This is a genomic window from Variovorax defluvii, from assembly GCF_039541515.1.
GTDB classification, from domain to species: Bacteria; Pseudomonadota; Gammaproteobacteria; order Burkholderiales; family Burkholderiaceae_C; genus Variovorax; species Variovorax defluvii.
The window spans coordinates 117,583-141,826 of sequence record NZ_BAABGJ010000010.1 but is presented as its reverse complement, the minus strand read 5'-3'; the positions used below and the strand labels follow the sequence as shown (position 1 = coordinate 141,826).

23 protein-coding genes and 2 pseudogenes are annotated in these 24,244 nt (G+C 69.3%); 12 read left to right on the top strand and 13 right to left on the bottom strand.

Annotated features, from left to right (window positions below):
* Positions 1–6: 6 nt before the first annotated feature.
* The 4 genes and pseudogenes from ABEA07_RS06900 to ABEA07_RS06885 form a co-directional block, all read right to left on the bottom strand.
* Complete coding sequence (locus ABEA07_RS06900) at positions 7–261, bottom strand: acyl carrier protein (RefSeq protein ID WP_345536757.1); 255 nt, start codon at positions 259–261, stop codon at positions 7–9.
* A 39-nt stretch (positions 262–300) separates the two neighbouring features.
* A complete protein-coding gene (locus ABEA07_RS06895; RefSeq protein ID WP_345536756.1) occupies positions 301–1,008 on the bottom strand; it encodes a phosphatase PAP2 family protein in 708 nt (235 codons plus the stop codon).
* Positions 1,009–1,122: 114 nt separating this feature from the next.
* Positions 1,123–1,883, bottom strand: a pseudogene (locus ABEA07_RS06890) (fumarylacetoacetate hydrolase family protein); the annotation flags it as partial.
* 28 nt (positions 1,884–1,911) lie between these two features.
* A complete protein-coding gene (locus ABEA07_RS06885; protein ID WP_345536755.1) occupies positions 1,912–2,370 on the bottom strand; it encodes a TetR/AcrR family transcriptional regulator in 459 nt (152 codons plus the stop codon).
* A gap of 166 nt (positions 2,371–2,536) precedes the next feature.
* Between ABEA07_RS06885 and ABEA07_RS06880 the strand changes: the two genes are divergently transcribed.
* The 6 genes from ABEA07_RS06880 to ABEA07_RS06855 all read left to right on the top strand — a co-directional run bounded on the left by ABEA07_RS06880 (position 2,537) and on the right by ABEA07_RS06855 (position 9,800).
* A complete protein-coding gene (locus ABEA07_RS06880) occupies positions 2,537–4,519 on the top strand; it encodes a sigma-54-dependent Fis family transcriptional regulator (RefSeq protein WP_345536753.1) in 1,983 nt (660 codons plus the stop codon).
* 218 nt (positions 4,520–4,737) lie between these two features.
* Positions 4,738–5,859 carry an ATP-NAD kinase family protein gene (locus tag ABEA07_RS06875; RefSeq protein ID WP_345536752.1) on the top strand — a complete coding sequence of 374 codons (1,122 nt, stop codon included), beginning with the start codon at positions 4,738–4,740 and terminating at the stop codon, positions 5,857–5,859.
* Positions 5,856–6,860 (top strand): thiamine pyrophosphate-dependent dehydrogenase E1 component subunit alpha, encoded by a 1,005-nt coding sequence (locus ABEA07_RS06870; RefSeq protein ID WP_345536751.1) that lies wholly within the window; start codon positions 5,856–5,858, stop codon positions 6,858–6,860. The genes ABEA07_RS06875 and ABEA07_RS06870 overlap by 4 nt, the downstream gene beginning before the upstream one ends.
* Positions 6,861–6,885: 25 nt before the next feature.
* Complete coding sequence (locus tag ABEA07_RS06865) at positions 6,886–7,905, top strand: alpha-ketoacid dehydrogenase subunit beta (RefSeq protein WP_345536750.1); 1,020 nt, start codon at positions 6,886–6,888, stop codon at positions 7,903–7,905.
* Entirely contained in the window at positions 7,905–9,020 is a 1,116-nt protein-coding gene (locus ABEA07_RS06860; RefSeq protein ID WP_345536749.1) for an acetoin dehydrogenase dihydrolipoyllysine-residue acetyltransferase subunit, read from the top strand. The genes ABEA07_RS06865 and ABEA07_RS06860 overlap by 1 nt, the downstream gene beginning before the upstream one ends.
* A 48-nt stretch (positions 9,021–9,068) precedes the next feature.
* Positions 9,069–9,800, top strand: coding sequence for a lipoyl protein ligase domain-containing protein (locus tag ABEA07_RS06855; RefSeq protein ID WP_345536747.1), 732 nt, complete (start codon positions 9,069–9,071; stop codon positions 9,798–9,800).
* A gap of 3 nt (positions 9,801–9,803) precedes the next feature.
* Here ABEA07_RS06855 and ABEA07_RS06850 read toward each other — a convergent pair whose 3' ends face one another.
* Positions 9,804–10,292 (bottom strand): hypothetical protein, encoded by a 489-nt coding sequence (locus tag ABEA07_RS06850; RefSeq protein WP_345536746.1) that lies wholly within the window; start codon positions 10,290–10,292, stop codon positions 9,804–9,806.
* Between the two features lie 284 nt (positions 10,293–10,576).
* Here ABEA07_RS06850 and ABEA07_RS06845 point away from each other — a divergent pair, with 284 nt between their 5' ends.
* Both ABEA07_RS06845 and ABEA07_RS06840 read left to right on the top strand, forming a co-directional pair.
* Entirely contained in the window at positions 10,577–12,580 is a 2,004-nt protein-coding gene (locus ABEA07_RS06845) for an acetoacetate--CoA ligase (RefSeq protein WP_345536745.1), read from the top strand.
* 145 nt (positions 12,581–12,725) lie between these two features.
* Positions 12,726–13,952: an MFS transporter gene (locus ABEA07_RS06840; RefSeq protein ID WP_345536744.1), complete on the top strand. Its 1,227-nt coding sequence runs from the start codon at positions 12,726–12,728 to the stop codon at positions 13,950–13,952.
* Positions 13,953–13,965: 13 nt separating this feature from the next.
* On the opposite strand, the gene ABEA07_RS06835 is transcribed toward ABEA07_RS06840, so the two are convergent.
* Positions 13,966–14,370, bottom strand: a complete 405-nt coding sequence (locus tag ABEA07_RS06835; protein WP_345536773.1) for a phage holin family protein — start codon at positions 14,368–14,370, stop codon at positions 13,966–13,968.
* On the bottom strand, positions 14,370–14,966 hold the full coding sequence (locus ABEA07_RS06830; RefSeq protein ID WP_345536743.1) for a hypothetical protein: 597 nt from the start codon (positions 14,964–14,966) through the stop codon (positions 14,370–14,372). Before ABEA07_RS06830 ends, ABEA07_RS06835 begins: the two co-directional genes overlap by 1 nt.
* 451 nt (positions 14,967–15,417) lie before the next feature.
* Here ABEA07_RS06830 and ABEA07_RS06825 point away from each other — a divergent pair, with 451 nt between their 5' ends.
* Positions 15,418–16,230, top strand: coding sequence for a hypothetical protein (locus ABEA07_RS06825; RefSeq protein ID WP_345536742.1), 813 nt, complete (start codon positions 15,418–15,420; stop codon positions 16,228–16,230).
* Between the two features lie 45 nt (positions 16,231–16,275).
* Here ABEA07_RS06825 and ABEA07_RS06820 read toward each other — a convergent pair whose 3' ends face one another.
* The 5 genes from ABEA07_RS06820 to ABEA07_RS06800 form a co-directional block, all read right to left on the bottom strand.
* Complete coding sequence (locus ABEA07_RS06820; protein ID WP_345536741.1) at positions 16,276–17,100, bottom strand: phytanoyl-CoA dioxygenase family protein; 825 nt, start codon at positions 17,098–17,100, stop codon at positions 16,276–16,278.
* Positions 17,101–17,104: 4 nt separating this feature from the next.
* Entirely contained in the window at positions 17,105–18,145 is a 1,041-nt protein-coding gene (locus ABEA07_RS06815; RefSeq protein ID WP_345536739.1) for an MBL fold metallo-hydrolase, read from the bottom strand.
* Positions 18,146–18,158: 13 nt separating this feature from the next.
* Positions 18,159–18,818 carry a peroxiredoxin gene (locus ABEA07_RS06810; protein ID WP_345536738.1) on the bottom strand — a complete coding sequence of 220 codons (660 nt, stop codon included), beginning with the start codon at positions 18,816–18,818 and terminating at the stop codon, positions 18,159–18,161.
* Positions 18,819–18,967: 149 nt separating this feature from the next.
* The gene (locus tag ABEA07_RS06805) at positions 18,968–19,132 is read right to left on the bottom strand and encodes an FmdB family zinc ribbon protein (RefSeq protein WP_309960442.1); all 165 of its coding nucleotides are present in this window, start codon (positions 19,130–19,132) and stop codon (positions 18,968–18,970) included.
* Positions 19,133–19,206: 74 nt separating this feature from the next.
* On the bottom strand, positions 19,207–20,115 hold the full coding sequence (locus ABEA07_RS06800; protein ID WP_345536733.1) for a LysR substrate-binding domain-containing protein: 909 nt from the start codon (positions 20,113–20,115) through the stop codon (positions 19,207–19,209).
* A gap of 176 nt (positions 20,116–20,291) precedes the next feature.
* Between ABEA07_RS06800 and ABEA07_RS06795 the strand changes: the two genes are divergently transcribed.
* From ABEA07_RS06795 to ABEA07_RS06785, 3 genes and pseudogenes are all read left to right on the top strand, one after another.
* Complete coding sequence (locus ABEA07_RS06795; protein WP_345536731.1) at positions 20,292–21,488, top strand: acyl-CoA dehydrogenase; 1,197 nt, start codon at positions 20,292–20,294, stop codon at positions 21,486–21,488.
* A 1-nt stretch (position 21,489) separates the two neighbouring features.
* Positions 21,490–22,722 (top strand): CaiB/BaiF CoA transferase family protein, encoded by a 1,233-nt coding sequence (locus ABEA07_RS06790; RefSeq protein WP_345536729.1) that lies wholly within the window; start codon positions 21,490–21,492, stop codon positions 22,720–22,722.
* A gap of 6 nt (positions 22,723–22,728) precedes the next feature.
* Positions 22,729–23,781, top strand: a pseudogene (locus tag ABEA07_RS06785) (Fic family protein); the annotation flags it as partial.
* On the opposite strand, the gene ABEA07_RS06780 reads toward ABEA07_RS06785, so the two are convergent.
* Entirely contained in the window at positions 23,782–24,240 is a 459-nt protein-coding gene (locus ABEA07_RS06780; RefSeq protein ID WP_345536728.1) for a CopD family protein, read from the bottom strand.
* Between the last annotated feature and the right edge of the window lie 4 nt (positions 24,241–24,244).

Sequence of the window (24,244 nt, the reverse complement as noted above, 5' to 3'; positions counted from 1 at the left end):
GCGCACCTACTTGGCCTGGGCCGTCGCGTCGCGCTCGGCCAGGAGGCGGTCGACCACGGCGGCCAGCTCGGCCAATGTGTCGATGTTCGTGTCCTGGTCCGGCATCGAGATCTTGAAATGGTCCTCGATGGCGAAGACGAATTCGACCAGGGCCAGGGAGTCGAATCCCTTGTCGCGCATCGACGCGTGGGGATCGAGCGCCGCGGCATCGAGGCCGTATTTTTCCTGGATCAGGTCCTGTAGTTGTTTCAGCGAACTCATGGGGCGAGGTCCGTCGTCGTCACGCAAAGGACCGAGGGGTCATCGGTGGGGGATGATATCCGCTCGCCCGAACGCGCGCGTGGTCCCGCGGGCCGGGCGGGGCCGCCAGTGCATCGACGGCAAGGCGAAGGCGATGCCCAGCAGCGCGCCGGCCACCGCATCGAACACCACGTGCTGCTTGACGGCCAGCGTCGACCAGGCGATGGCGGCGAACCACAGCCAGTTCACCAGCCGTGGCCAAGCCGGCGCGCGGGCCTGGCGGAGCACGTCGTGGATGCGGATGGCCGTGAACATCGCGACCGCCACGTGCATCGAGGGACAGGCGTTGCCGGGCGCATCCACGCCCTGCAAGAGCGCGAAGCCCGGAAAGTCGGAGCTGCCGGCCATGCCCGCCGGGACCTGTGTCGGCCACAGCAGGAACAGGCCCAGCCCGCCGAGACACAATGCGCCGACCCACAGGCCGTAGACCACCAGCTCCCGGAAGTTCGCCTGCAAGCCCGGCGCCACGCCCACGTAGAGCCACAGCGAGAAGTAGGCCACCAGCATTTCGGGCTGGAAGGGAATGAGGGAATCGAGCACGGTCAGCGGCATCACCGCCACCGGGTGCGCCGGATGCCGCAGCAGCTGGAAGTAGCCGATGAAGAACAGCCAGGTGAAGACCGTGACGCCGACGATCTTCAGCGCCAGCAGGTGACGGATGCGGAAGCGGAGGTCGGCGGTCCAGGTCGGCGCGGGGGAAGAGGGCATGTGCGGGCAGGTGGGTGTGCGTCGAGGTCGAACACCGTATCCTGCACGAACACCCGAGCATGCCTTGTTTCGTGCCCATGCGGAACCCTCGTCGCCGGACGTGGCGCCTGTTCCTCATCCGAGCGCGGGCAGCACCGTCCCCCGGCATTCGCCGAAGCCGATGCGCGCACGGCCCGGCTTTTCGCACCAGCCGCGCAGCAGCACCGCGTCGCCGTCTTCCAGGAAGGTGCGGGCTTCGCCCTCGGCCAGCGCGATCGGCGACTGCCCCGCGCGCGTGAGTTCGATGATCGCGCCCGCTTCGCCCGGTCCAGGGCCCGAAACGGTGCCGCTGCCGAACAGGTCACCCGCCTGCAGGCTGCAGCCGCCCACGGTGTGGTGCGCCACCATCTGCGCGATGCTCCAGTACTGGTGCCGGAAGCTGGTGGACGACAGGCGCGAGGGCCCGCGGCCCGATCCGCGTGCCTTGGCGCTTTCGAGCCAGACCTCCATCCGGATGTCGAGGGCGCCGTGCGCGCGGTTGCCTTCGTCCTCGAGGTAGGCCAGCGGCTGGGGATGGTCCGCGGGCCGTGTCCAGGCCTGGCGGTAGGGGGCCAGCGCCTCCAGCGTCACGATCCACGGCGACACGGTGGTCGCGAAGTTCTTGGCCTGGAAGGGGCCCAGCGGCGCATCTCCCAGAACTGGATGTCGCGTGCCGACCAGTCGTTGAGCAGGCACAGGCCGAAGATGTGCGCGTCTGCGTCGGCGAGGGGGATCCGTTCGCCGATGGAGGTGTAGAAGTCGGTGTAGTCGCCGACCCGCGCCGGCAGCTTGAATTCCACCTCGGCCTGCGGCACCAGGCACGCGCGCAGCTCGGCGACCGAGGCGGCCGGCGCATCCGATGTAGGCCTCGGCCAGCGGGTCGAACTAGCTGCGCAGCACGCGGTCGGCCTCCTCGGTCGCGTGGTAGAGCTCGCGCGCGACCAGCAGCGCGTAGTACTCGCCCTCCGAGCTGGCGCGTAGCGCGAGCACCGGCGCGGTGAAGGCTTCGATGATGCGCGGCAGCGTGCGCGCGTCGTCCGGGTCGACGTGCACGGCACGCAGGCGCGCGAGCCGTTCCTGGATGCTGTGGCTCCAGTGCTCGAAGATCGCGTGGAAGAGCTCGTGCTTGGGGCCGAAGTAGTAGCCCACCAGCGCCAGCGGCACGCCGGCCTCGTCGGCGATCTGGCGAATGGTGACCGCGTGGTGGCCGTGCTGCGCGAACAGCTTCTCCGCCGCGAGAAGGATGGCCTGCCGGCGATCGGGCCGCGGGGGCTCGGCGCTGACAGCGGCGGCGCGGCGCGGCGGCCGTCGAAGCGGAACGAGGGGTTGCGCGGGGTCGGCCATGGCCGCGATTGAGCAAGCGTACAAACGTGTTGAACACCCGTACAAGCCCGCAAGGCGCCGGGCGGACATCGCTGGTTACACGCTTCTTGCACCACCGCGCGGGCGCGGGCTACAGTGCGCGACCGGCCGGCCGCAAGGGCGCCGGCTCACCACCAGGAGACAAGCCATGGAGCTGCGGCAGCGCGAGCACATCGACGCCGTGGTCGAGCTCACCACGCGCGGCGTGCCGCCGCCTACGCTGGTCCGGCAGCACGACGAAGTCATCCGTTCGTCTTGGCAGCGCTGCGTGCACGAGCACGGCCTCGACCCCACGCGCATGCAGGAGGCGCGCATCCTGCCCTGGGGCGAGCTGCGCGAGCACCAGGAGCGGCTGGAGGACTTCACGCAGATCGCGCGCCACGGCCTCACGGCGCTCTACCAGCAGGTGGCCGGCACCGGCTACGTGGTGCTGCTGACCGATGCGCAGGGCGTCACCGTCGACTATCTGGGCGATCCCAACTCCGGCGTGAGCCTGCGCCGCGCGGGCCTGTACCTCGGCGCCGAATGGACCGAGACGCATGCGGGCACCTGTGCCGTGGGCACCGCGCTGGCCACCGGCGAAGCGCTGACCGTGCACCAGGCCGACCACTTCGACGCCACGCACATTCCGCTGACCTGCACGGCGGCGCCGGTCTTCGAATCCAGCGGGCGGCTCAACGCGATCCTGGACATCTCCGCGCTGGTGTCGCCGGGACCGAAGGCCAGCCAGCAGCTTGCGCTGCAGCTGGTGAAGATCTACGCACACCACATCGAGAACGCGCAGTTCGTGCGCGCGCACCGCGACGACTGGATCCTCAAGCTCCATGCCGCACCGGCCTTCGTCGACGTCAATCCCGACTACCTGGTCGCGCTCGATGCGGGGGGGCGCATCGTGGGCCACAACCACCGCGCGCGGCAGCTGCTCGAGGCCGAGCTGGGCCTGCCGGCGGGCGATCCGCGCGGCGACAACCCCTTGCTGGGCCGGGCCTTCGAGGGCCTGTTCAACGTGCGCTTCGATGCGCTCGGCCAGTACCTCTACGCGCGCCCCAGCGAGCAGCGGGTGGTGACGCTGGCGCGCAGCGGCGATGCGCTGTTCCTCGGCGCGGTGCCGCCGATGGAACGCATCGCCTCGGCGAGCCGCAGCGATCCGCCCGCGGCCGTCGTTCCCGCGCCGCTCGCGGCCCTGAGCGGCGGCGATGCGGCGCTGCAGCGCCAGCTCCAGCGCGCCGCGCGCCTGGTCGATTCGCCGATCAACCTGCTCATCCACGGCGAGACCGGCAGCGGCAAAGAGTATTTCGCCAAGGCCCTGCATGCGGCCAGCGCGCGCAGCCGGCGGCCCTTCATCGCGGTGAACTGCGCCGCCATTCCGGAGACGCTGATCGAGAGCGAGCTGTTCGGCCACCTGCCCGGCAGCTTTTCGGGTGCGGGCAGCAAGGCCAAGCGCGGGCTGATCCAGGAATCCGACGGTGGCACGCTCTTTCTCGACGAGATCGGCGACATGCCGCGCGAACTGCAGTCGCGCCTGCTGCGGGTGCTGGCGGAGCGCGAGGTTCTCTCCATCGGCGCGACGCGCGCGGTGCCGGTCGACATCCGCGTGATCTCGGCGACGCACCACCCGCTGGAGCGGCTGGTGCGCGAAGGGCGCTTCCGCGAAGACCTCTACTACCGGCTCAACGGCGCCCACTTCGCCTTGCCGCCGCTGCGCGAGCGCAGCGACCTGGACTGGCTGATGCGCAAGCTGCTGGGCGAGGCCGTCGCGCTGTCGCCCGCGGCGCGCGAGCGCCTGCATGCACACCGCTGGCCGGGCAATCTGCGCGAGTTGCGCAATGTGCTGGAGTACGCGCGCGCCGTGTCCGAGGGCGGGCGGATCGAGGTGCATGACCTGCCGGATGGCTTCGGCAATGACGACGCGCATGCCGCCGCGGCGCCCTCGCCGCACGTGCATGTGCATCCCAACGACCCGCACCACCTGCCGCCGGAGGGCATGCTGCTCATGCAGTACCTGCGCGCCGCCAGCTGGAACCTCAGCGCGGTCGCGCGCCAGCTGGGCATCAGCCGCATGACGCTGTACCGCCGCATGGCGCGGCTGGGCATCCAGTCGCCCAACCGGCGCGACATCGACGAAGGCTGAACCTCCGTCCGAGCCGCTGCGCGTTCCAGCTGTATCGCGTGCGACAGGGGCACGTGTGACACCTGTATCGCGCGCGCCCCGGCAGGGGCCACGAGCGGCTGATTTTCCAAGGGTTATCCCGTGCTTTTGCGGCGCTTTCCGGTGCCTCTGCGCGGGCTGCGCGGGTGGCACGTCACTTGCGAAAACGGGGTGCGAACCACCAACAGGAGACACCCCGCATGCACGGCATCGCCCCCGCAGGGCAAGCGCAGCGACAGACCACGGTCGGCATCATCGCCAACCCCGTGTCGGCGCGCGACATCCGCCGCGTGGTGGCCAATGCCAACAGCCTGCAGCTGGCGGACAGGGTGAACATCCTGCTGCGGCTGCTCGCCGCGCTGGGCAGCTGCGGCATCGCACGCGTGTGGATGATGCCGGACCGCGAAGGCCTGCGGCCGATGCTTCGCCGTCATCTCGATCGGCTGCATGCCTCGGCCGACGAGGGCACGCTGCTGCCGCAGGTCGCATGGCTGGAGATGCCGGTCACGGGCAGCGTCGAGGACAGCTTCCGCGCCGCGCGCCTGCTGCACGAGGCCGGCGTCGCGGCGATCGTGGTGCTGGGCGGCGACGGCACCCACCGTGCGGTCGTGCGCGAATGCGGCGAGGTGCCGATCGCAGGCCTGTCCACCGGCACCAACAACGCCTACCCCGAGATGCGCGAGGCCACCGTGGCCGGCCTGGCCGTGGGCCTGTATGCGGCGGGGCACATTCCCGATGCGGTGGCGCTGGCACCCAACAAGCGGCTGGACGTCCGTGTCAACGCCGGCCGTGCCGATGAGCGGCGCGACATCGCGCTGGTCGACGTGGCGATCTCCAGCGAGCATTTCATCGGCGCGCGCGCCTTGTGGAAGGCCGAGACGCTGTCCGCGGTCTACCTGGCCTATGCGGAGCCCGAGTCGATCGGCATCTCCGCCATCGGCGGGCTGCTGGCACCGGTGGGCCGGCGCGAGCCCGGCGGCCTGGCGATCGCGCTGGCGCCCGACGGCCGCACGCGTCTGCGTGCGCCGATCGCCCCGGGCCTGGTGCGGCCGGTCTCGATCAGCGGTTGGCATCACCTGGCCGGCGGCGTGCCCTGCCGCGTGCGCCAGGCCGGCGGCGTGGTCGCGCTGGACGGCGAACGCGAGATCGCCTTCGGCGCGTCCGACGAGGTCACGGTCACGCTGCGCGAGCGCGCCTTCCACTCGATCGACGTGGCGGCCTGCATGCGTCACGCGGCGCACGCCGGCCTCATGCGCGCCGAGGTGCCGGCCCCCGACATCGCTTCCCCCACCCCCCGTCCACTTTCAAGGAGACAGGCATGACCGCCAACGCCAGAAGCGCCGAATCGGCGCACCTGCCCATCGACCGGCCCGAGCTGCTCGCGTGCTACCGGAAGATGCGCACCATCCGCGAATTCGAGGAGCGGCTGCACGTCGACTTCTCGCGCGGCGACATCCCGGGCTTCGTCCATCTCTATGCGGGCGAGGAGGCGGCCGGCGTCGGCATCCTGCACCATCTGCACGACGGCGACCGCATCGCCAGCACGCATCGGGGCCATGGCCACTGCATCGCCAAGGGCGTGGACGTGGTCGCGATGATGAAGGAGATCTACGGCCGCACCGGCGGCTCCTGCAACGGAAAGGGCGGCTCGATGCACATCGCCGACCTGTCCAAGGGGATGATGGGCGCCAACGGCATCCTCGGTGCCGGCGCGCCGCTGATCTGCGGCGCCGCGCTCGCGGCCAAGTTCCGCGGCAAGGGCGAGGTCGGCATCACCTTCACCGGCGACGGCGCCTCCAACCAGGGCACTTTCCTCGAGAGCCTGAACCTGGCCGCGGTGTGGAACCTGCCTGTCATCTTCGTCATCGAGAACAACGGCTACGCCGAGTCCACCTCGCGCGACTACGCCACCGCGGTCGACAGCTACGTGGACCGCGCGGCCGGCTTCGGCATCCCGGGCGTGACGGTGGACGGCACCGACTTCTTCGCGGTGCACGAGGCGGCCGGCGAGCTGATCCGGCGCGCCCGCGAGGGCGGCGGGCCCTCGCTGCTCGAATGCAAGATGGTGCGCTTCTACGGCCACTTCGAAGGCGATGCCCAGACCTACCGCGGCCCCGGCGAGCTCGACGAGATCCGCGCCAACCGCGACTGCCTGAAGCTGTTCTCGGCCAAGGTGACGGCGGCCGGTGCGCTCGCGCAAGCCGAGCTCGACGCCATCGACCGGGAGGTGGCGGCCCTCATCGAACGCGCGGTGCAGGAGGCCAAGGCCGCGCCGCAGCCCACCGCCGCCGACCTGCTCACCGACGTCTACGTCAGCTACTGAACACGCCACATCACAGGAGACAGACATGGCCCGGAAACTCAGCATGAAGCTGGCGATCAACGAAGCGATCGACCAGGAGATGACCCGCGACCCGAGCGTGATCATGCTCGGCGAAGACATCGTCGGCGGTGCCGGCGCCGACGGCGAGAAGGACGCCTGGGGCGGCGTGCTCGGCGTCACCAAGGGCCTGTACGCCAAGCACGGCGACCGGCTGCTGGACACGCCGCTGTCCGAGTCGGCCTACGTGGGCGCCGCCATCGGCGCGGCCGCCTGCGGCATGCGCCCGATCGCCGAGCTCATGTTCATCGACTTCATGGGCGTGTGCTTCGACCAGATCTACAACCAGGCCGCGAAATTCCGCTACATGTTCGGCGGCAAGGCCGAGACACCGGTCGTGATCCGCGCGATGGTGGGTGCGGGCTTCCGCGCCGCCGCGCAGCACAGCCAGATGCTCACGCCGCTGTTCACGCACATTCCCGGCCTCAAGGTGGTGTGTCCGAGCACGCCCTACGACACCAAGGGGCTGCTGATCCAGTCCATCCGCGACGACGACCCGGTGATCTTCTGCGAGCACAAGAACCTTTACGGCTTCGAGGGCGAAGTGCCCGAGGGCGCCTACACCATCCCCTTCGGCGAGGCCCGGATCGCTCGCGACGGCAAGCACGTGTCCATCGTCGGCTACGGGCTGATGGTGCACCGCGCGCTGGACGCCGCCGCGGTGCTGGCCAAGGAGGGCATCGAGGCCGAGGTGATCGACCTGCGCACGCTCTCGCCGCTGGACATCGACACGGTGCTGGAGACGGTGGAGAACACCGGCCGCCTGGTGGTGGTCGACGAGGCCAGCCCGCGCTGCAACATCGCCACCGACGTGGCGGCGCAGGTGGCGCAGCGCGCCTTCTCGGCGCTGAAGGCGCCGATCGAGATGGTGTGCCCACCGCACACGCCGGTGCCCTTCTCGCCGGTGCTGGAAGACCTCTACATCCCCAGCGCCGCGCAGATCGCCGAGGCCGCGCGCCGCACGCTGGGCCAGGGAGGGAAGCACTGATGAGCCAGGCCGCAATCACGCCGATCGTCATGCCCAAGTGGGGGCTGTCGATGAAAGAAGGGACCGTCAATGCCTGGCTGGTCGACGAAGGCGCAGACATCACGGTCGGCATGCCGATCCTCGATGTCGAGACCGACAAGATCGCCAACGCGGTGGAAGCGCCCGATGCCGGGCGCCTGCGCCGCAAGGTCGCGGCAGAGGGCGACGTGCTGCCCGTCAAGGCCCTGCTGGGCGTGCTCGCGCCTGAAGAGGTGAGCGACGCGCAGATCGATGCCTACGTCGCGGCCTACGAGACGCCGGCCGACGACGAGGACGAGGAGAGCACCGCATCGGCCTACCAGTTCGCCGGCGTCGACGGCCTGCGGGTGCGCTATGCGCGCAAGGGCTCGGGGGCGCAGACCGTGCTGTTCATCCACGGCTTCGGCGGCGACCTGGACAACTGGCTGTTCAACCTCGATGCACTGGCGGACAGCCACACGGTGGTCGCGCTCGATCTTCCGGGCCACGGGCAGTCGAGCCCGCGGCTGCCAGGCACCACGCTGGCCGCGCTGGCGGGCTTCGTCGCGCGTTTCATGGACGCGCTGGGCATCGAGGACGCCCACCTGGTCGGCCACTCGATGGGCGGGGGCGTGGCGGCGCAGCTCGCGCTCGACGCGCCCCGGCGCGTGCGCTCGCTCACGCTGATCGCCGGGGCCGGCCTGGGTGACGAGGTCAACAACGGCTACACCGAGGGCTTCGTGCGCGCACAGTCGCGCCGCGAACTCAAGCCGGTGGTGGAGCTGCTGTTCGCCGATCCGGACCTGGCGAGCCGGCAGATGCTCGACGACCTGCTGGCCTACAAACGCCTCGATGGCGTGGCCGAGGCGCTGGACGCACTGGGCGCCAGCCTGTTCGCCGACGGACGCCAGCGAGAGCAGCCGGGCCGCCGCCTCGATGCGAAGAGCCTGCCGTTGCTGGTGCTGTGGGGCGAGCAGGACCGCATCATCCCGCCGGCCCATGCGCAGCAGGCGCCGGCGGGTGCGAAGGTCCACGTGCTGACCGGCGCGGGGCACATGCCGCAGATGGAAAAGGCGGGCGAAGTCAACGCCTTGTTGAAGGCCCACCTGGCGGCCTGAGCGGAAGGCGCAGCGCGGCGCGTCCGTCCTCGCCACAATGGCGCGCCGATGCGCTTCCTCCTCGTCGACCCGTCCGAACTGCCCGCCGACCCCATGGCGGCGGAGTCCGCGCTGCTCGAACGGGCGGCGGCGGGCGAGTGCGTGGCGCATGTGTGGGAGGCGCCGGTCTCGCTGGCCGTGCCGCGCAGCTATCGCCGCCATCCGACGCTCGACGAAGCCCGGGCGCGTTTCGCGGCCGAGGGCTGCCCGGTGCACCTGCGTCTGTCCGGCGGCGGGCTGGTGCCGCAGGGGCCGGGCATCCTGAACTTCAGCGCGGCCTGGATGGAGGCGGACGCGGCCGGCGTGCGCGCGGAGGCCATCTATCTCTGGCTGTGCGGGCTGCTGCGCGACGCGCTCGCGGAGGTCGCCGTCCCGACGCACTGGCAGGCGGTCGAAGGCTCCTTCTGCGACGGCCGCTTCAATCTCGCCTGGGGCGAAGGCGAGGCCGCGCGCAAGATCGTGGGCACCGCGCAGTACTGGCGCCCGATCGCGGGCACCGCGCCGCGCCGCTACGCGGTGCTGGCGCACGCGGTGCTGCTGGTGGATGCCGACATCCGGGAGGCCAACGCCCGCGCCAATGCCTTCGAAGCCGCGATCGGGAGCGGCCAACGCTATCGCGAGGACCGCATCGTCAGCGTCGCCCAGGCACGCGCGCTCGGCGGGTTGCCCTGCGACGGGCCGTGCATGCCGGCCTTCGCGCGGGCGCTGTCTGCAAAGGTACGGGCGGCGGCGGCGCCCTAGACCTCAGCGCATGAACTGGTGGAGTCGACCGACTGTTCGCTCCAAGCTGGGCGAGTTGCAGAGTGCCTGGGCCGGATCCCTGATCAGGTTGATCAAGGTCTGCTTCGGGTCGGCCAGCATGTCCGGCGCTTGCGGGATCTTGGCCAGTGGTACACCGGCAAACGCGCCGAACGCGTGGCGATCCGCAAGCAGCCAGGCTTCGGTTTCACGGACGGCGACGCGAAACATCATGCGCTTAGGCAGATTGACTGCACCCCAGGATTTCATGAGGGTCACCGCGCATTCGGCGTTGTCCAGATCCGTCACGACGACATGCGGAAGAACCGAGCTCGCGTTTCGAACCTTGTCGAGCGAGCGCTTGATATTTCCGAAGCCTCTTTCGATCCGGGGCAACGTGACGTGGAACGGGCGGCCGCAATGCCGGAAGAGCCGTTCCATGACGGCAAAGCTCAACTCGTCTTCCGCCTCTGCCAATTCGACGGTGATGCCCACTTCCGGATCACGTCTTGCCAGCAGGCAACGCAGTTCGACTTGCCGGATGCGGTGGGGCCGATGACGAAAACGCGCTCACGCGGGGCCACGTCGACTTGCTTGAAGTTGCGCCAGTTCTTGAGTTTGAGTCATGCAATCAGCATGTTCGAGTTGGCTGGTCAGGCCCGGAGACTTGGAGGGCTCGCCTCGCCCTCTGCGGATCTATCACCCCCTTCGGAGCCCACGGCTCGGAATCGCGCGCAATCCCGGTGGTCGGCGGGCGCCCGAATCGCTAGGCTGATTGCATGACAGCACCCTTCGTCCCTCGCATTCGTCTCTACCAGAACTGGCTGCGCGAGCAGCGCGGCCTCGTCTTCGATTCCTACGACGCGCTGTGGCGCTGGTCCGTCAGCGACCTCGAGGGCTTCTGGCGCAGCATCTGGGATTTCAGCGGCATGCAGTCGCCGACGCCACCCGGCCAGGTGCTGGTCGAGGCCCGCATGCCCGGCGCGCAATGGTTTCCGGGCACCCAGGTCAACTACGCGCGCGAGGTGCTGCGCCATGTCGATGCGGCGCATGCGGCCGGTCTGACGGCCATCGTCAGCGAGGATGAGCTGGGCGAGGTGCGCGAGCTGTCCTGGCCCGAGCTGCGCCGGCAGGTCGGGGCTTTCGCGCTCACGCTGCGTGGGCTGGGCGTGCAGCGCGGCGATCGCGTGGCCGCCTACCTGCCCAACCGGCCGGAGGCCATGGTCGCCTTCCTGGCCTGTTCCAGCGTCGGTGCGATCTGGAGCGTATGCGCGCCCGACATGGGCACCGCCTCGGTCGTCGACCGCTTCCGCCAGATCGAGCCGAAGCTGCTGATCGCGGCCGACGGGGTGCACTACGGCGGCAAGGCGCTGGACCGCAGTGCCGTGGTGCAGGAACTGCGTGCCGCGCTGCCCAGCGTGCGCACCCTGGTGCTGCTTCGCACGCCCTTCGCCGCGCAGCGCATCGCCGCCGAGGCCGACTGGGCCGATGCCATCGCCCGCGACGACGCGGCCACCGCGGCCTTCGAACCCGAATGGCTGCCCTTCGACCACCCGGTCTGGATCGTCTACTCAAGCGGCACCACCGGCCTGCCCAAGCCCATCGTGCATGGGCAGGGCGGCATCCTGCTCAACATGCATGCCTGCGGTTTGCACCATGACCTCGGCCCCAGCTACGAGGCCAACAATGCCGGCGAGCGCTACCACTGGTTCAGTTCCACCGGCTGGGTGATGTGGAATTCGCAGCTGGCGGGGTTGGCCTCGGGCACCACCATCTGCCTCTACGACGGCAACCCGGCCGGCGGCAAGGAGAAACCGGACTGGGGCGTGCTTTGGCGCTTCGTCGCGCGTCACCGGGTGACCTTCTTCGGTGCGGGCGCAGCTTATTTCGCCAACTGCATGAAGGCGGGTCTGCAGGTCCGCGACTGTGGCGATCTCTCGCGCGTGCGTGCGCTGGGCAGCACCGGCTCGCCCCTGTCCGAGGAAGTGCAGCGATGGGGCACGGCCCAGGTGCTGGGCGCCGGGTCGCCCGCGGTGTGGTGGTACAACATTTCCGGCGGCACCGATTTCTGCGGCGCCTTCGTCGGCGGCAACCGCGAACTGCCCGAGGTGCCGGGGCAGATGCAGTGCCGCTTCCTCGGCGCCGCGGTCGAGGCCTGGAACGAGCAAGGGCAGCCGGTGATCGGCGAGGTCGGCGAACTGGTGTGCACCCGGCCCATTCCTTCCATGCCCCTGTACTTCTGGGGCGACGAGGGCAACGCCCGCTACCTCTCGAGCTATTTCGACACGTACCCGGGCGTCTGGCGCCATGGCGACTGGATCCGCATCGGCGAGGATGGCGGCTGCATCATCTACGGCCGCAGCGACGCGACCATCAACCGCCAGGGCCTGCGCATGGGCACCAGCGAGATCTACAGCGCGGTCGAGGGCCTGCCCGAAGTGCTCGACTCGATGGTGGTGGACCTGGAATACCTGGGCCGTGAAAGCTACATGCCGCTGTTCGTGGTGCTGCGCCCGGGCGTCGTGCTCGACGACGCGCTGCGCGGCCGGATCCATGAGGCCATCCGCAATCACCTGTCGCCACGCTTCCTGCCCAACGACATCTTTCAGGTGGCCGAGATCCCGCGCACGCTGTCTGGCAAAAAACAGGAGCTGCCGATCAAGAAGCTGCTGCTGGGGCAACCGATCGAGAAGGTGGTGAACCGGGAGGCGATGGCCAACCCGGGCAGCCTGGACTGGTTCCTGGCTTTCGCTGCGCAAAGGGCGCAGACGGTCCAGGGCTAGCATCGGGTCGACGCGGCCGCGGGGGCAGGGCGTGCATGCGCCCCGGCCCTGCTGCGGCTTTTGCGGCGCCGCAGCAAAAACGCCGGCCGCATGCTAAGGTCCCCCGACCCAGGGTTAACCCTAAACCCTGACCCGACGCCCTCGCATGTCCTCCACGACCACAACTTCTTCTTCCTCGCCGGCTCCCGGCTTCGTGCAAGCCGTGCTCGCCCTGGGCGTCGGCGGTTTCGCGATCGGCACCGGGGAGTTCGTCATCATGGGCCTGCTGCCCGAGGTGGCGCACGACATCGGCACCACCATCCCCCAGGCCGGCCACGTGATCAGCGCTTATGCCCTGGGCGTGGTGATCGGCGCGCCGGTCCTGGCCGTGCTGGCCGCCGGCTGGCCGCGCCGTGCATTGCTGATCGCGCTGATGGCCGTGTTCGCCGCCGGCAATTTCGCCAGCGCGCTGGCACCCGGCTACCTGTCGCTCAACCTGCTGCGCCTGGCCAGCGGCTTGCCGCACGGCACCTACTTCGGCGTGGCGGCGCTGGTGGCGGCCGGGCTGGCGCCGCCCGGGCGGCGCGCCAGTGCGGTCGGGCTGGTGATGCTGGGCCTGACCGGCGCGACACTGATCGGCGTGCCCATTGCGGCCTGGCTGGGCCAGCAGTTCGGCTGGCGCGCCGCCTTCGTCTTCGTCGGCCTGATCGCCGTTGTGGCCATGGCCATGTTGCGCCGCGCGCTGCCGCCGCTGCCCGCCGCCTCCGGCGCCAGCGCATGGCGCGAACTGGGGGCGCTTCGGCGCAAGCAGGTCTGGCTGACGCTCGGCATCGCCGCGATCGGCTTCGGCGGCATGTTCGCGGTCTTCAGCTACGTGAAGCCGACCCTGACCGAGGTGGCGGGGCTGCCGCTGTCCGGCGTGCCCTTGGTTCTGGCGCTGTTCGGCGTCGGGATGGTGGGCGGCAACCTCGTGGGCGCGCGGCTGGCGGACAAGGCGTTGATGCCCACCATCGGCGGCCTGCTGGTGTGGGCGGCGCTGGTGCTGTGCAGCTTCAGTTTCGCGGCGCACCACGTCGCCACGGCAGCGCTCAGCGTGCTGCTGGTGGGCAGCATCGTGGCCATCGGCCCGGCGCTGCAGATCCGGCTGATGGACGTGGCCGGCGATGCGCAGACGCTCGCGGCGGCGCTCAACCACTCGGCCTTCAACATGGCGAATGCGCTGGGCGCCTGGCTGGGCGGGGTGGCCATCTCGGCCGGCCTGGGCTGGACCTCGACCGGCTGGGTCGGCGCGCTGCTCGCGCTGGCCGGCCTGGGCATTTTCGGCTGGGCGCTGGCCAGCGAGCGCCGGGCGGGTCCGGATGGCCGGGCGGCCGTGGGGCGCGCAGGCGCGTAGGCGCGCCCCTTGGTCAGAGCCAGTTGCCGCTGCCCTGCGGCATCTGGATCGTGGTGGCCGGGTCGCTGCCGCCGACCAGGGCGCCAAAGACGATGCTCAACAGCGAGACGAACAGGCTTGCGAACAGGGCGGTCCAGAAGCCGGAAACCTTGAACCCCTTCACCAGGGCCGCCACCAGCAGCAGCATCAGCGCGTTGATCACCAGCAGGAACAGGCCGAAGGTCAGCAGCGTCAGTGGCAGCGTGAGCAGGATCAGCACCGGCTTGACGACGGCGTTGGCGAAGCCCAGCAGCAGCGCCGAGACGACCAGCGCCGAGGTGCTCTCGAAGCGGATGCCGCTGAACAGATGGCTGGCCACCCAGAGCGACAGGCCGATGATGGCCCAGTGGAGAAGAAAGGGAAGCAGGTTGTCCAGCATCATCCCTTGGCGTCGTCGTTGCGCGGCGCCGCCTTGGGCATGAAGCGCCGCATCCAGGCGCCGAGGCCGGAGCGCCGCGCTTCCTCGGCGGCGAGCGTGTCGGGGCGGCTGGCGTAGTAGACCTCGCGCTCGTGCTCCAGCACGGCGGCCAGCGCCTGCAGGTTGCCGGGGTTGTATTCCCAGAGCCCGCTCACGATGAAGTGGCCCATGTGTTCGGCGTTGGGCTTGGGCGCGATCACGATGTGGCCGGCGCCGAGGCTCTGCAGGAAGGCGGAGCGGGCCCCGGCCAGCCGCATCCCGTCGCCGTAGCCCTCGACCTGCCGGCTCAGGGACAGGCTGATGGCCTGCACGGAGGTGAAGTTCTCGGCGATGAAATAGACCATCTCGACCAGCGCGAGCTTGCTGATCTCGAGCTTTTGCTGGGTGACCGCCGGCGTCGGCGTGAAGTGCTCGATGTGGACCTCGGTGCCTTCCCGGTTGACGGGGACGGGGTCCAGGGTCGCGATGTGGAGCGAACCATCGTAAAGGTACATCGGCGCCCCGAGGACGTACGGGCTCGAGTCGGGTCCCGTGATTCGCAGTTTCGCTCTGGTCATGATTCCCTTGGTACGCCACTGTAGACCGGCGCGGAACCGGCGGGCCGTACCTGGCGTGGATTTCGAAGATTTTTTTCGGGCAATTTACCGATGATGAGGGCGGTCGGCCACACCCGTCTTCCTCCGGACGACCTATGGCGCTTTGCGGAATCAATAACTTTGCCGTACATCGCGCCGATTTGGCTCTCTCCATGCCCGATACAACTTGTAACTTGGACTTGCAAAAGGGGCCGCGAGGAAGCTCCCGACGCCGGACTTCCCTGTTCGCCGATGGGAGACGATGTTTACTTTAGGTAACACTTCGTGCGTTTCTTACGACTAAAGCTCGACGGGGTGGCGCATACAACTTGCGCGAATTCTGCGCAAGTGGAGTAATGCGCAATCGCTTGTCGGAATCGGTTTTTCAGCCTTCTGCCCGACAGGCCGCCAACCTCACTTCAAGGACAGAGCCATGGAACTGACGGAGATCGCCGAATACCAAGACCAACTCGTGCGTCAGCTGGAAGATTCCGGGCTGAACGTCAGTTTTGGTGACGATCTATCCGTCCTGCTGAAAACCTACGAGGCCGCGACCGGCACCGGCTACGTCCAGTTGCCTTTCGTGCTGGAGGATCCGAAGGACTTCAACCCCTACAACTTCTGGGTCTGCTTCGACGACGGCAATGCACCGGTGGCGCTGACCGGCTACCGCACCATGGTCAACGGCGACAGCATTCGCCGTGTCGGCGAGGCCTACAGCGCGGGCACGCTGTACCGCTGCAAGAAGAAGGAAGGCTGGCTGCCCCAATCCGGCCCCGCGCTCGAGCCCCAGGCGCTCTACGGCTACATCGGCGCAGGCTGGGTGCATCCGCGTTATCGCGGTCACAACCTCGCCGGCTTCATCGCCCGCATCGCCCAGTCCGAGGCGCTGCTGCGCACGCGCGGCACGCTGGCCGTGTCGACCGCCATGACGGCCGAGGCGCTCTATCTTTCCGGCATGAACCTGCGCGCCAGCGGCTTGCATCACATGCACGTCGAGCTGGTGCTGGACGGCTACCTGGGCATCGCCGAGCACGACATGCGCCTCTACATCTCGCACAGCACGGGCGAGGAGCTGATGCGCTTCTACGAGCACGAGTTGGCGATGCTGCGCCGGGATGACGACATCCCGTGGCTCCATGGAAACGACAAGACCCATGCCGGGCTCGTGCTGGCCGAGGCCGGGCAAGGCGGCGAGCCCGCCCTGGCGGACCCCGTCAGCGTGCTGGCGGGCCTGACCACCTGACTTGCTTCCGGCCGCGCCGCTGTCGGCGCGTGTGCGGGATCGAGCTCAACCCGGCTCGGTTGGGGTGTCACCCCGGTGGCCGACCCGGAAGTCGTTGCGGCCGCTGCGGTCCACGCCCCGCAGCAGCCACAGCGGCCGCTGTGCGAAGTTGACCGCCACCCCGGTCTTGCCGTCGGCCGGCCGGATGTCGCGCTCGAACACCGAGCTCGAGGGCATGTAGCGCAGCGCCACGCCGGTTCGCCGCCGGTTCGAGGTGTTGGCGCGGGCGCCGTGGATCATGTAGACGTCGTGCAGAGACATCTGGCCGGGCTCCAGTTCCAGGTCCACCGCCTCGGCCTCGTCGAAGCTGCCTGCTGCCATGCGCTGGTTCAGCGTGAGGTCGGTGCGGTCTTCATGCAGGTGCGGATAGAGCCGCTGCGCCTGGTGCGAACGCGGGATCACGCGCAGGCAGCCGTTGGCCGAGGTCGAGGGCTCCAGCGCCACCCACACGGTGCAGTTGGCGAGCGGCCGGATCGGCCAGTAGTGGCCGTCCTGGTGCCAGGGTGTCTCGTAGCCCTCGCTGGCCGGCTTGCAGAAGACGTGGCAGCCCCAGAGGATCACGTCCTCGCCGATCACGCCGGACACGAGCTCGACGATCTCCGGGTCCATCGCCAGGTCGAGGAATTGGCGGCTGCCGCGCACCCCCTCGCCGTTGTCGCCCTCGATGTGGGCCGACACCAGTTTCTCCGGGCGAACGCCGGGGTTGCGGCGGATCAGCTCCTCGAGCGCATCGTGCATCTGCGCCACCCGCGGGGGCGGCAGCCGGAACCGGGGAATCACCCAGCCTTCGCGCTGGTAGCGGGCGATCTCGTCGGGAGACAGCCGGGCCATGTCGTCAGGGCTCCTTGCCCGTCTTCAACGGATAGCCCGCTTCGCGCCAGGCTTTCATGCCGCCATCCAGGGCGACCGCATGCTGGAAGCCCATGTCGCGCAGCGTGGCCGCCGCGAGCGTGGAGATGTAGCCCAGCTCGCAGCAGCTGAGGATGCGCCGCGTGGGGTCGGGCAGATCCTGGTTGACCCGCAGCTCCAGCTGGCCGCGCGGCAGGTGACGTGCGCCCGGCACGTGGCCGGCCTCGTAGGCCTCGCGCTCGCGCACGTCGAGCACGATCAGGTCGTCCTCGCCGGCCTCCACCCGCGCCTTGAGCTCGGCCAGCGCCATGAAGGGCACCCTGGCGCCGGCCTCGGCCAGCAGGCGCGCCACCGTCTTGCCGCCGCTCATGTTGGTGCGCAGCGCCTCGGTGACGTGGGTGGGCATGGTGAGGTTGAGGTTGTTCATCATCGCGACGAAGGCCTCGCGCTCGCGCTTCTGCAGCCGCGGGTTGTGGGCCAGCTCCTCGCCGATGGTCGAATGCGTGCGTCCCTTGTAGTCGTGCGCCGGGCAGACCTTGAGCGCCGGGTCCAGCTTCAGCACGCGGTTGAACAGGCTGTCGTACAGCGCATGGGGGTCGCCGCTGGGCAGGTCGGTGCGGCCGGTGGCACCGATCAGCAGGGTGTCGCCGGTGAAGAGCCGGTCCTCCACCTGCAGGCACATCGAGTCGGCGGTGTGGCCGGGCGTGTGCAGCACCGAGAGCCGAAGCTTGCCCAGCACGAGCATCTCGCCGTCGGCCAGCCGCATGTCGACGAAAGGCGCCGGGCTGGCCCGGTGCATCACCACCGGCAGCTTGAGCTGGCGCGCCAGCTCGCGCGTGGCGGAGAAATGGTCGGCGTGCGTGTGGGTGTCCACCAGGTAGCGGATGCGCACGCCGTCGCGTGCCGCCAGCCCGAGGTAGTGGTCGATCTGGCTGAGTTCCGGATCGATCAGCGCGGCCACGCAGCTCTGCTCGCAGCCCACCAGGTAGGACTGGCAGCCGCCGGTGGCGACCTGCTCGAAGAGCATGCGGCCGCCGCGCTCAGCTGGGTTGCTTGACCACGCGCAGATAGGGCTTCGGTGCGTTCCAGCCCTCCGGGAAGAGCTTCTTGGCGTCCTCGTCGGAGACCGAGCCGGCGATGATCACGTCATCGCCCTGCTTCCAGTTCACCGGCGTGGCCACCTTGTGCCTGGCGGTCAACTGCATGGAGTCGAGCACGCGCAGGATCTCGTCGAAGTTGCGCCCGGTGGTCATCGGGTACGTCAGCATGAGCTTGATCTTCTTGTCGGGGCCGATGATGAAGACCGAGCGCACGGTCGCATTGGTGGCGGCGGTGCGGCCGTCGGAGGTGCCGGGCTCTTCGGCCGGCAGCATGTTGTAGAGCTTGGCCACCTTCAGGTCGGTGTCGCCGATCATCGGGTAGGTGGGGCGGTGGCCCTGGGTCTCCTGGATGTCGTCGCACCACTTGTCATGGGCGTCCACCGGGTCGATGCTCAGGCCGATCAGCTTGGCGTTGCGCTTGGTGAACTCGGGCTCGATCTTCGCCATGTAGCCCAGCTCGGTGGTGCACACCGGGGTGAAGTCCTTGGGGTGGGAGAACAGGATGGCCCATTGGTCGCCGATCCATTGGTGGAAGTCGATCTCCCCCTTCGTGGTCTTGGCCGTGAAATTGGGGGCTTCGTCGTTGATGCGCAGGGACATGTTCGCTCCTTCGAGTTGATGGGCGGCAGGCGCCTTCTTGCCGTTCGGGCGCCAAGGGCCGAAGCATAGAAGACTGGCGCGCCCCGCGCCAGCGGCGGAAGAATGACAGGAGGGTGCCGCGGCCTTGCCGCGGCGCACCATGGCGCCGGTCAGCTCTTCTTGGAGGTCTTCGCGAAGAACTGCGTGGGCTTGTGCTCGACCGAGTCGCTGCCGCACTTGGGGCAGCGCAGTTGCACGGTCTCATGCTCGGCGATGTGCTCGGCGTGTTCGAACACCTCGCCGCACTTCTGGCAACGGTACTGGTAGGTAGGCATCGCGCACCTCCGCGTGAAGGCCGCTCATGCTAAACCCAAAGCCGGGGCCGGGCTACCGTCACGTCCGCGGCGATTCACGACGACTCGGCCGCCGCCGCTGCCACAAGCCAGTCGCGGAAGGCGACCAGCGCCGGACGCTCTTCGCCGCCGGCGGGCGTGACCAGCAGGTAGCCGCGCTCGGCCCGCAGCGGCCGGTCGCAGGCCACCACCAGTTCGCCGCGCTCCAGTTCCGGCTCGATCAGCATGCGCGGCATCAGGGCCACCCCGAGGCCGTGCGCGGCGGCCACCGCGATCATCGAGAACAGCTCGTAGCGCGGACCGCTGCGCGCGCGCGGCGCGTCCACCTTCTGAGCGTCGAACCACTCGTGCCAGCCGTCGGGGCGGGTGCTCTGCTGCAGCAGCGGCATCCTGGCGATCGCGGCCGGCGACAGCTGGGCCTTGGCACCGAGCAGGGCGGGGCTGCACACCGGCACCACGTCCTCGTGCAGCAGCAGCACCGAGCGCGTGCCGGCCCAGTTGGCCGCCTGCTGGGGTGTGCCGGTGTAGAGGGCGGCGTCGAAGGAGGTGTCGTTGAACAGGAAGGGGCGGGTGCGCGTCTCGATGTGGACCGTGATGTCCGGATGCCGCGCCGCGAAATCCGGCAGGCGTGGAATCAGCCAGCGGGTGGCGAAGGTCGGTACCGCGGCCAGTTGCAGTGCCCCGCCCACGCCCTGGCGCGCCATCGCATCCAGCGTGTCGCGCTCCATGCTGTCGAGCTGGCGCGAGATCTGCCGGGCGTAGTCGGCGCCGGCCGGCGTCAGGGCTACGCCGTGGCGGGTGCGGCGGAACAGCGCCATGCCCAGGAAATCCTCCAGCGCCGTGATCTGGCGCGAGACCGCGCTCTGCGTCAGTGCGAGCTCCTGCGCCGCGCGCGTGTAGCTCTCGTGGCGGGCGGCGGTCTCGAAGCAGATCAAGGCCTGGGTGGAGGGGAGTCTTCGGCGCATGGTATGCGGGCGCTACATAGTTGATGGAGAGTGCTTATCTTGAAGAGCAGCCACCGATTGTCGGTCGGTGTGCGAAAACCGCATAACTGGGTTCCGAATCTTCGTTTGCGCCCGGCGGTCCCGAAGCTTAGGATCGCACCCAGCTTCCTTCCAGACACATCCACCGGAGACCGCACATGGCCCACGCCGCATTCCAATGGGACGACCCCCTCCTGCTCGACCAGCAACTCACCAGCGACGAGCGTGCCGTGCGCGATGCCGCCCGTGCCTACTGCCAGGGCCAGCTCGCCCCGCGCGTGCTCGAGGGCTTCCGCACTGGCGAGACCGATCCGAAGATCTTCCGCGAGATGGGTGAGCTCGGCCTGCTCGGCCCGACCATCCCCGAGCAATACGGCGGCCCCGCGCTCAACTACGTGTGCTACGGCCTGATCGCCCGCGAGGTCGAGCGCGTCGACTCCGGCTACCGTTCCATGGCCAGCGTGCAGAGCTCGCTGGTGATGGTGCCGATCAACGAATTCGGCACCGAGGCGCAGAAACAGAAATATTTGCCCAAGCTGGCCACCGGCGAATGGATCGGCTGCTTCGGCCTGACCGAGCCCGACCACGGTTCCGACCCCGGCAGCATGGTCACCCGCGCCAGGAAGGTCCCGGGCGGCTACTCGCTCACCGGCGGCAAGATGTGGATCAGCAACAGCCCGATCGCCGACGTCTTCGTGGTCTGGGCCAAGGAAGTCAGCGAAGGCGGCGCCGTCGGCCCGATCCGCGGCTTCGTGCTGGAGAAGGGCATGAAGGGCCTGTCGGCCCCCGCCATCCACGGCAAGGTCGGCCTGCGCGCCAGCATCACCGGCGAGATCGTGATGGACAACGTGTTCTGCCCCGAGGAGAACGCCTTCCCCGAGGTGCGCGGCCTGAAGGGCCCCTTCACCTGTCTGAACAGCGCGCGCTACGGCATCTCCTGGGGCGCGCTCGGCGCGGCCGAGGACTGCTGGCACCGTGCCCGCCAGTACACCCTGGACCGCAAGCAGTTCGGCCGCCCGCTCGCCGCCAACCAGCTGGTCCAGAAGAAGCTGGCCGACATGCAGACGGAGATCACGCTGGGGCTGCAGGGCTGCCTGCGCCTGGGCCGCATGAAGGACGAGGGCACCGCCTCGGTCGAGGTCACCTCGCTGCTCAAGCGCAACTCCTGCGGCAAGGCGCTGGACATCGCCCGCCTGGCCCGCGACATGATGGGCGGCAACGGCATCAGCGACGAATTCGGCGTGGCGCGCCACCTGGTCAACCTGGAGGTGGTCAACACCTACGAGGGCACGCACGACATCCATGCGCTGATCCTGGGTCGCGCGCAAACGGGCATTGCAGCGTTTGCCAACTGATATGGCGACGGCGGCACTCGAGGGCATCAAGGTTCTCGACCTCTCCCGCGTGCTCGCGGGACCCTGGTGCACCCAGATCCTCGCCGACCTGGGTGCGGACGTCGTCAAGATCGAGCGCCCCGGCGTGGGCGACGACACCCGCACCTGGGGCCCGCCCTTCCTGAAGGACGCCCAGGGCCGCGACACCGACCAGGCCAGCTACTTCACCGCCTGCAACCGCAACAAGCGCTCGGTCACCATCGACATGGCGACCGCCGAGGGCCAGGCGCTGTTGAAGAAGATGGCGGCCGAGGCCGACATCCTGGTCGAGAACTTCAAGACCGGCGGACTGAAGCAATACGGCCTGGACTACGAGAGCCTGCGCGCCATCAATCCGCGCCTCGTCTACTGCAGCGTGACCGGCTTCGGCCACGACGGCCCGCATGCCGGGCGCGCCGGCTACGACCTCATGATCCAGGCCACCAGCGGCATGATGAGCATCACCGGCCGCCCGGACGAGGAGCCCGGCGGCGGCCCGCTGCGCGTGGGGGTGGCGCTCACGGACCTTTTCACCGGCGTCTACGCCTCCACCGCGATCCTGGCCGCCATCGAGGTGCGGCACCGCACCGGCGAGGGCCAGCACATCGACATGGCGCTGCTGGACGTCGGCATGGCCATCCTGGCCAACCAGGCCAGTGCCTTCCTCAATACCGGCGTCGCCCCCAAGCGCCAGGGCAACAGCCACCCCAGCCTCGCGCCCTACCAGGACTTCCACACGAAGGACGGTGCGATGCTGCTGGCCATCGGCAACAACGGCCAGTTCACCCGCTTCTGCGAGGCGGCCGGCCAGACCGGGTGGGCCACCGATCCGCGCTTCACCACCAACACGCTGCGGGTGCGGCACCGCGAGGTGCTGATCCCGTTGATGGAAACCGTCACCCGCACGAAAACCACCGCCGAGTGGATCGCGCTGCTCGAGGACAAGGCCGTGCCCTGCGGCCCCATCAACAACATCGCCCAGGCTTTCGAGGACGAGCAGGTCAAGGCGCGGGGTCTCGCGGTCACGCTGCCGCGCGATGCCGGCGACGGCATCACCCAGATCGCCGGCGTGGCCAGCCCGCTGCGCCTGCAGTCGACGCCGCCCGTGCTGCGGCGCGCGCCGCCGGCGCTGGGCCAGCACACGGACGAGGTGCTGGCCGAGATGGGGCTGGACGAGAAGCAGCGTGCGGCGCTGCGCGAGGCGGGTGTGATCTAACGCGGCGCCCTGGCTTCGCCGCTGGCGTCGGTGCACCTGGCCCAGGGGCGTCTCCTCGGCCGAATGACGGATGTCGGCTTGTCGCAGCGCGACGCCTCCACTTTGCGCGTCCTGACGGACGAGGTGCTCAAGACCAGCGAGATCGAGGGCGAGCGACTCGACCCGGAGACCGTCCGCTCCTCCATCGCGCGGCGGCTGGGGCTGGACATCGGGGCACTGGCCCCGGCTGACCGGCATGTCGACGGCGTGGTCGACATGGTGCTCGACGCCACCAGCACCCACGCGCAGCCCCTGACGCGCGAGCGGCTGTTCGGCTGGCATGCGGCGCTCTTTCCGACGGGCTACAGCGGGCCGTCGCCGATCCGCACCGGCGCCTGGCGCGACGATGCCACAGGGCCGATGCAGGTGGTCTCCGGGCCGGTCGGGCGGCGCAAGGTGCATTTCGAGGCGCCGCCTGCTTCTCGGCTCGAGCTGGAGATGACGCGATTCCTGGAGTGGTTCGAACTGTCCCGGGATGGTGATCTGCTGGTCCATGCGGGCCTGGCGCACCTGTGGTTCGTGACGCTGCACCCCTTCGACGACGGCAACGGCCGCATCGCGCGCGCCGTCGGCGACATGGCCTTGGCACGGGCCGAAGGCTCATCGCAGCGCTTCTTCAGCCTGTCCGCCCAGATCCAGCGCGAGCGCAAGGACTACTACGACATGCTGGAACGCACGCAGAAAGGCTCGATGGACGTCACGCCCTGGCTGGCCTGGTTCCTGGGCTGCCTGTTGCGTGCGGTCGAGGGCGCGGAGGCGGGTCTGTCGACGGTGCTCGCCAAGTCCCGGTTGTGGCAGCGGCTCGCAGGCACGCCCCTCAACGAGCGCCAGATCAAGCTGATCAACCGCCTGCTCGACGGCTTCGAAGGCAAGCTCACGAGCAGCAAGTGGGCGGCGATCGCCAAATGCTCGGCGGATACCGCGCTGCGCGACATCAGCGACCTGGTGGCCCGGGGCGTGTTGAAGAAGTCCGAGTCCGGCGGCCGCAGCACGAGCTACGAACTCGTGCTGCCGGCCTGACTACAGCACCCGCCCCACGATCGCCAGCGCGAACACCACCACGCCCAGCACGAGGTTCAGCTCCACCAGCTTGCGGATGGTGTTGAGCTGGGCCGCCGCCACCGGCCATTCGCGCGCCGCGACCGCACGCTGCAGGCGCGGGTGAGGCGCGAAGCGGATGTGGAGGTACAGGGCCATCATCATCAGCCCGATGCCGAGCATCGCGTGCACGCTCCAATGCACGCGCGCGAAGCCGCCCGCCAGCCACACCATGCCGAAGCCGCTGGCCAGCAGCACCGCGATGGCGACCGCGACACCGGCCAGGAAGCGCGACAGCGCCTGCGCCATCAACGGAAGCCGAAGCGGCGGCTCCAGCACCGCGACGGCGGAGGGCCGGACGGCGAAATGCATGACGGCCATGCCGCCCACCCAGAAGGCGGCGGCGAGCAGGTGCAGCAGGAGCAGGAGGGCGTGGGGCATGGCG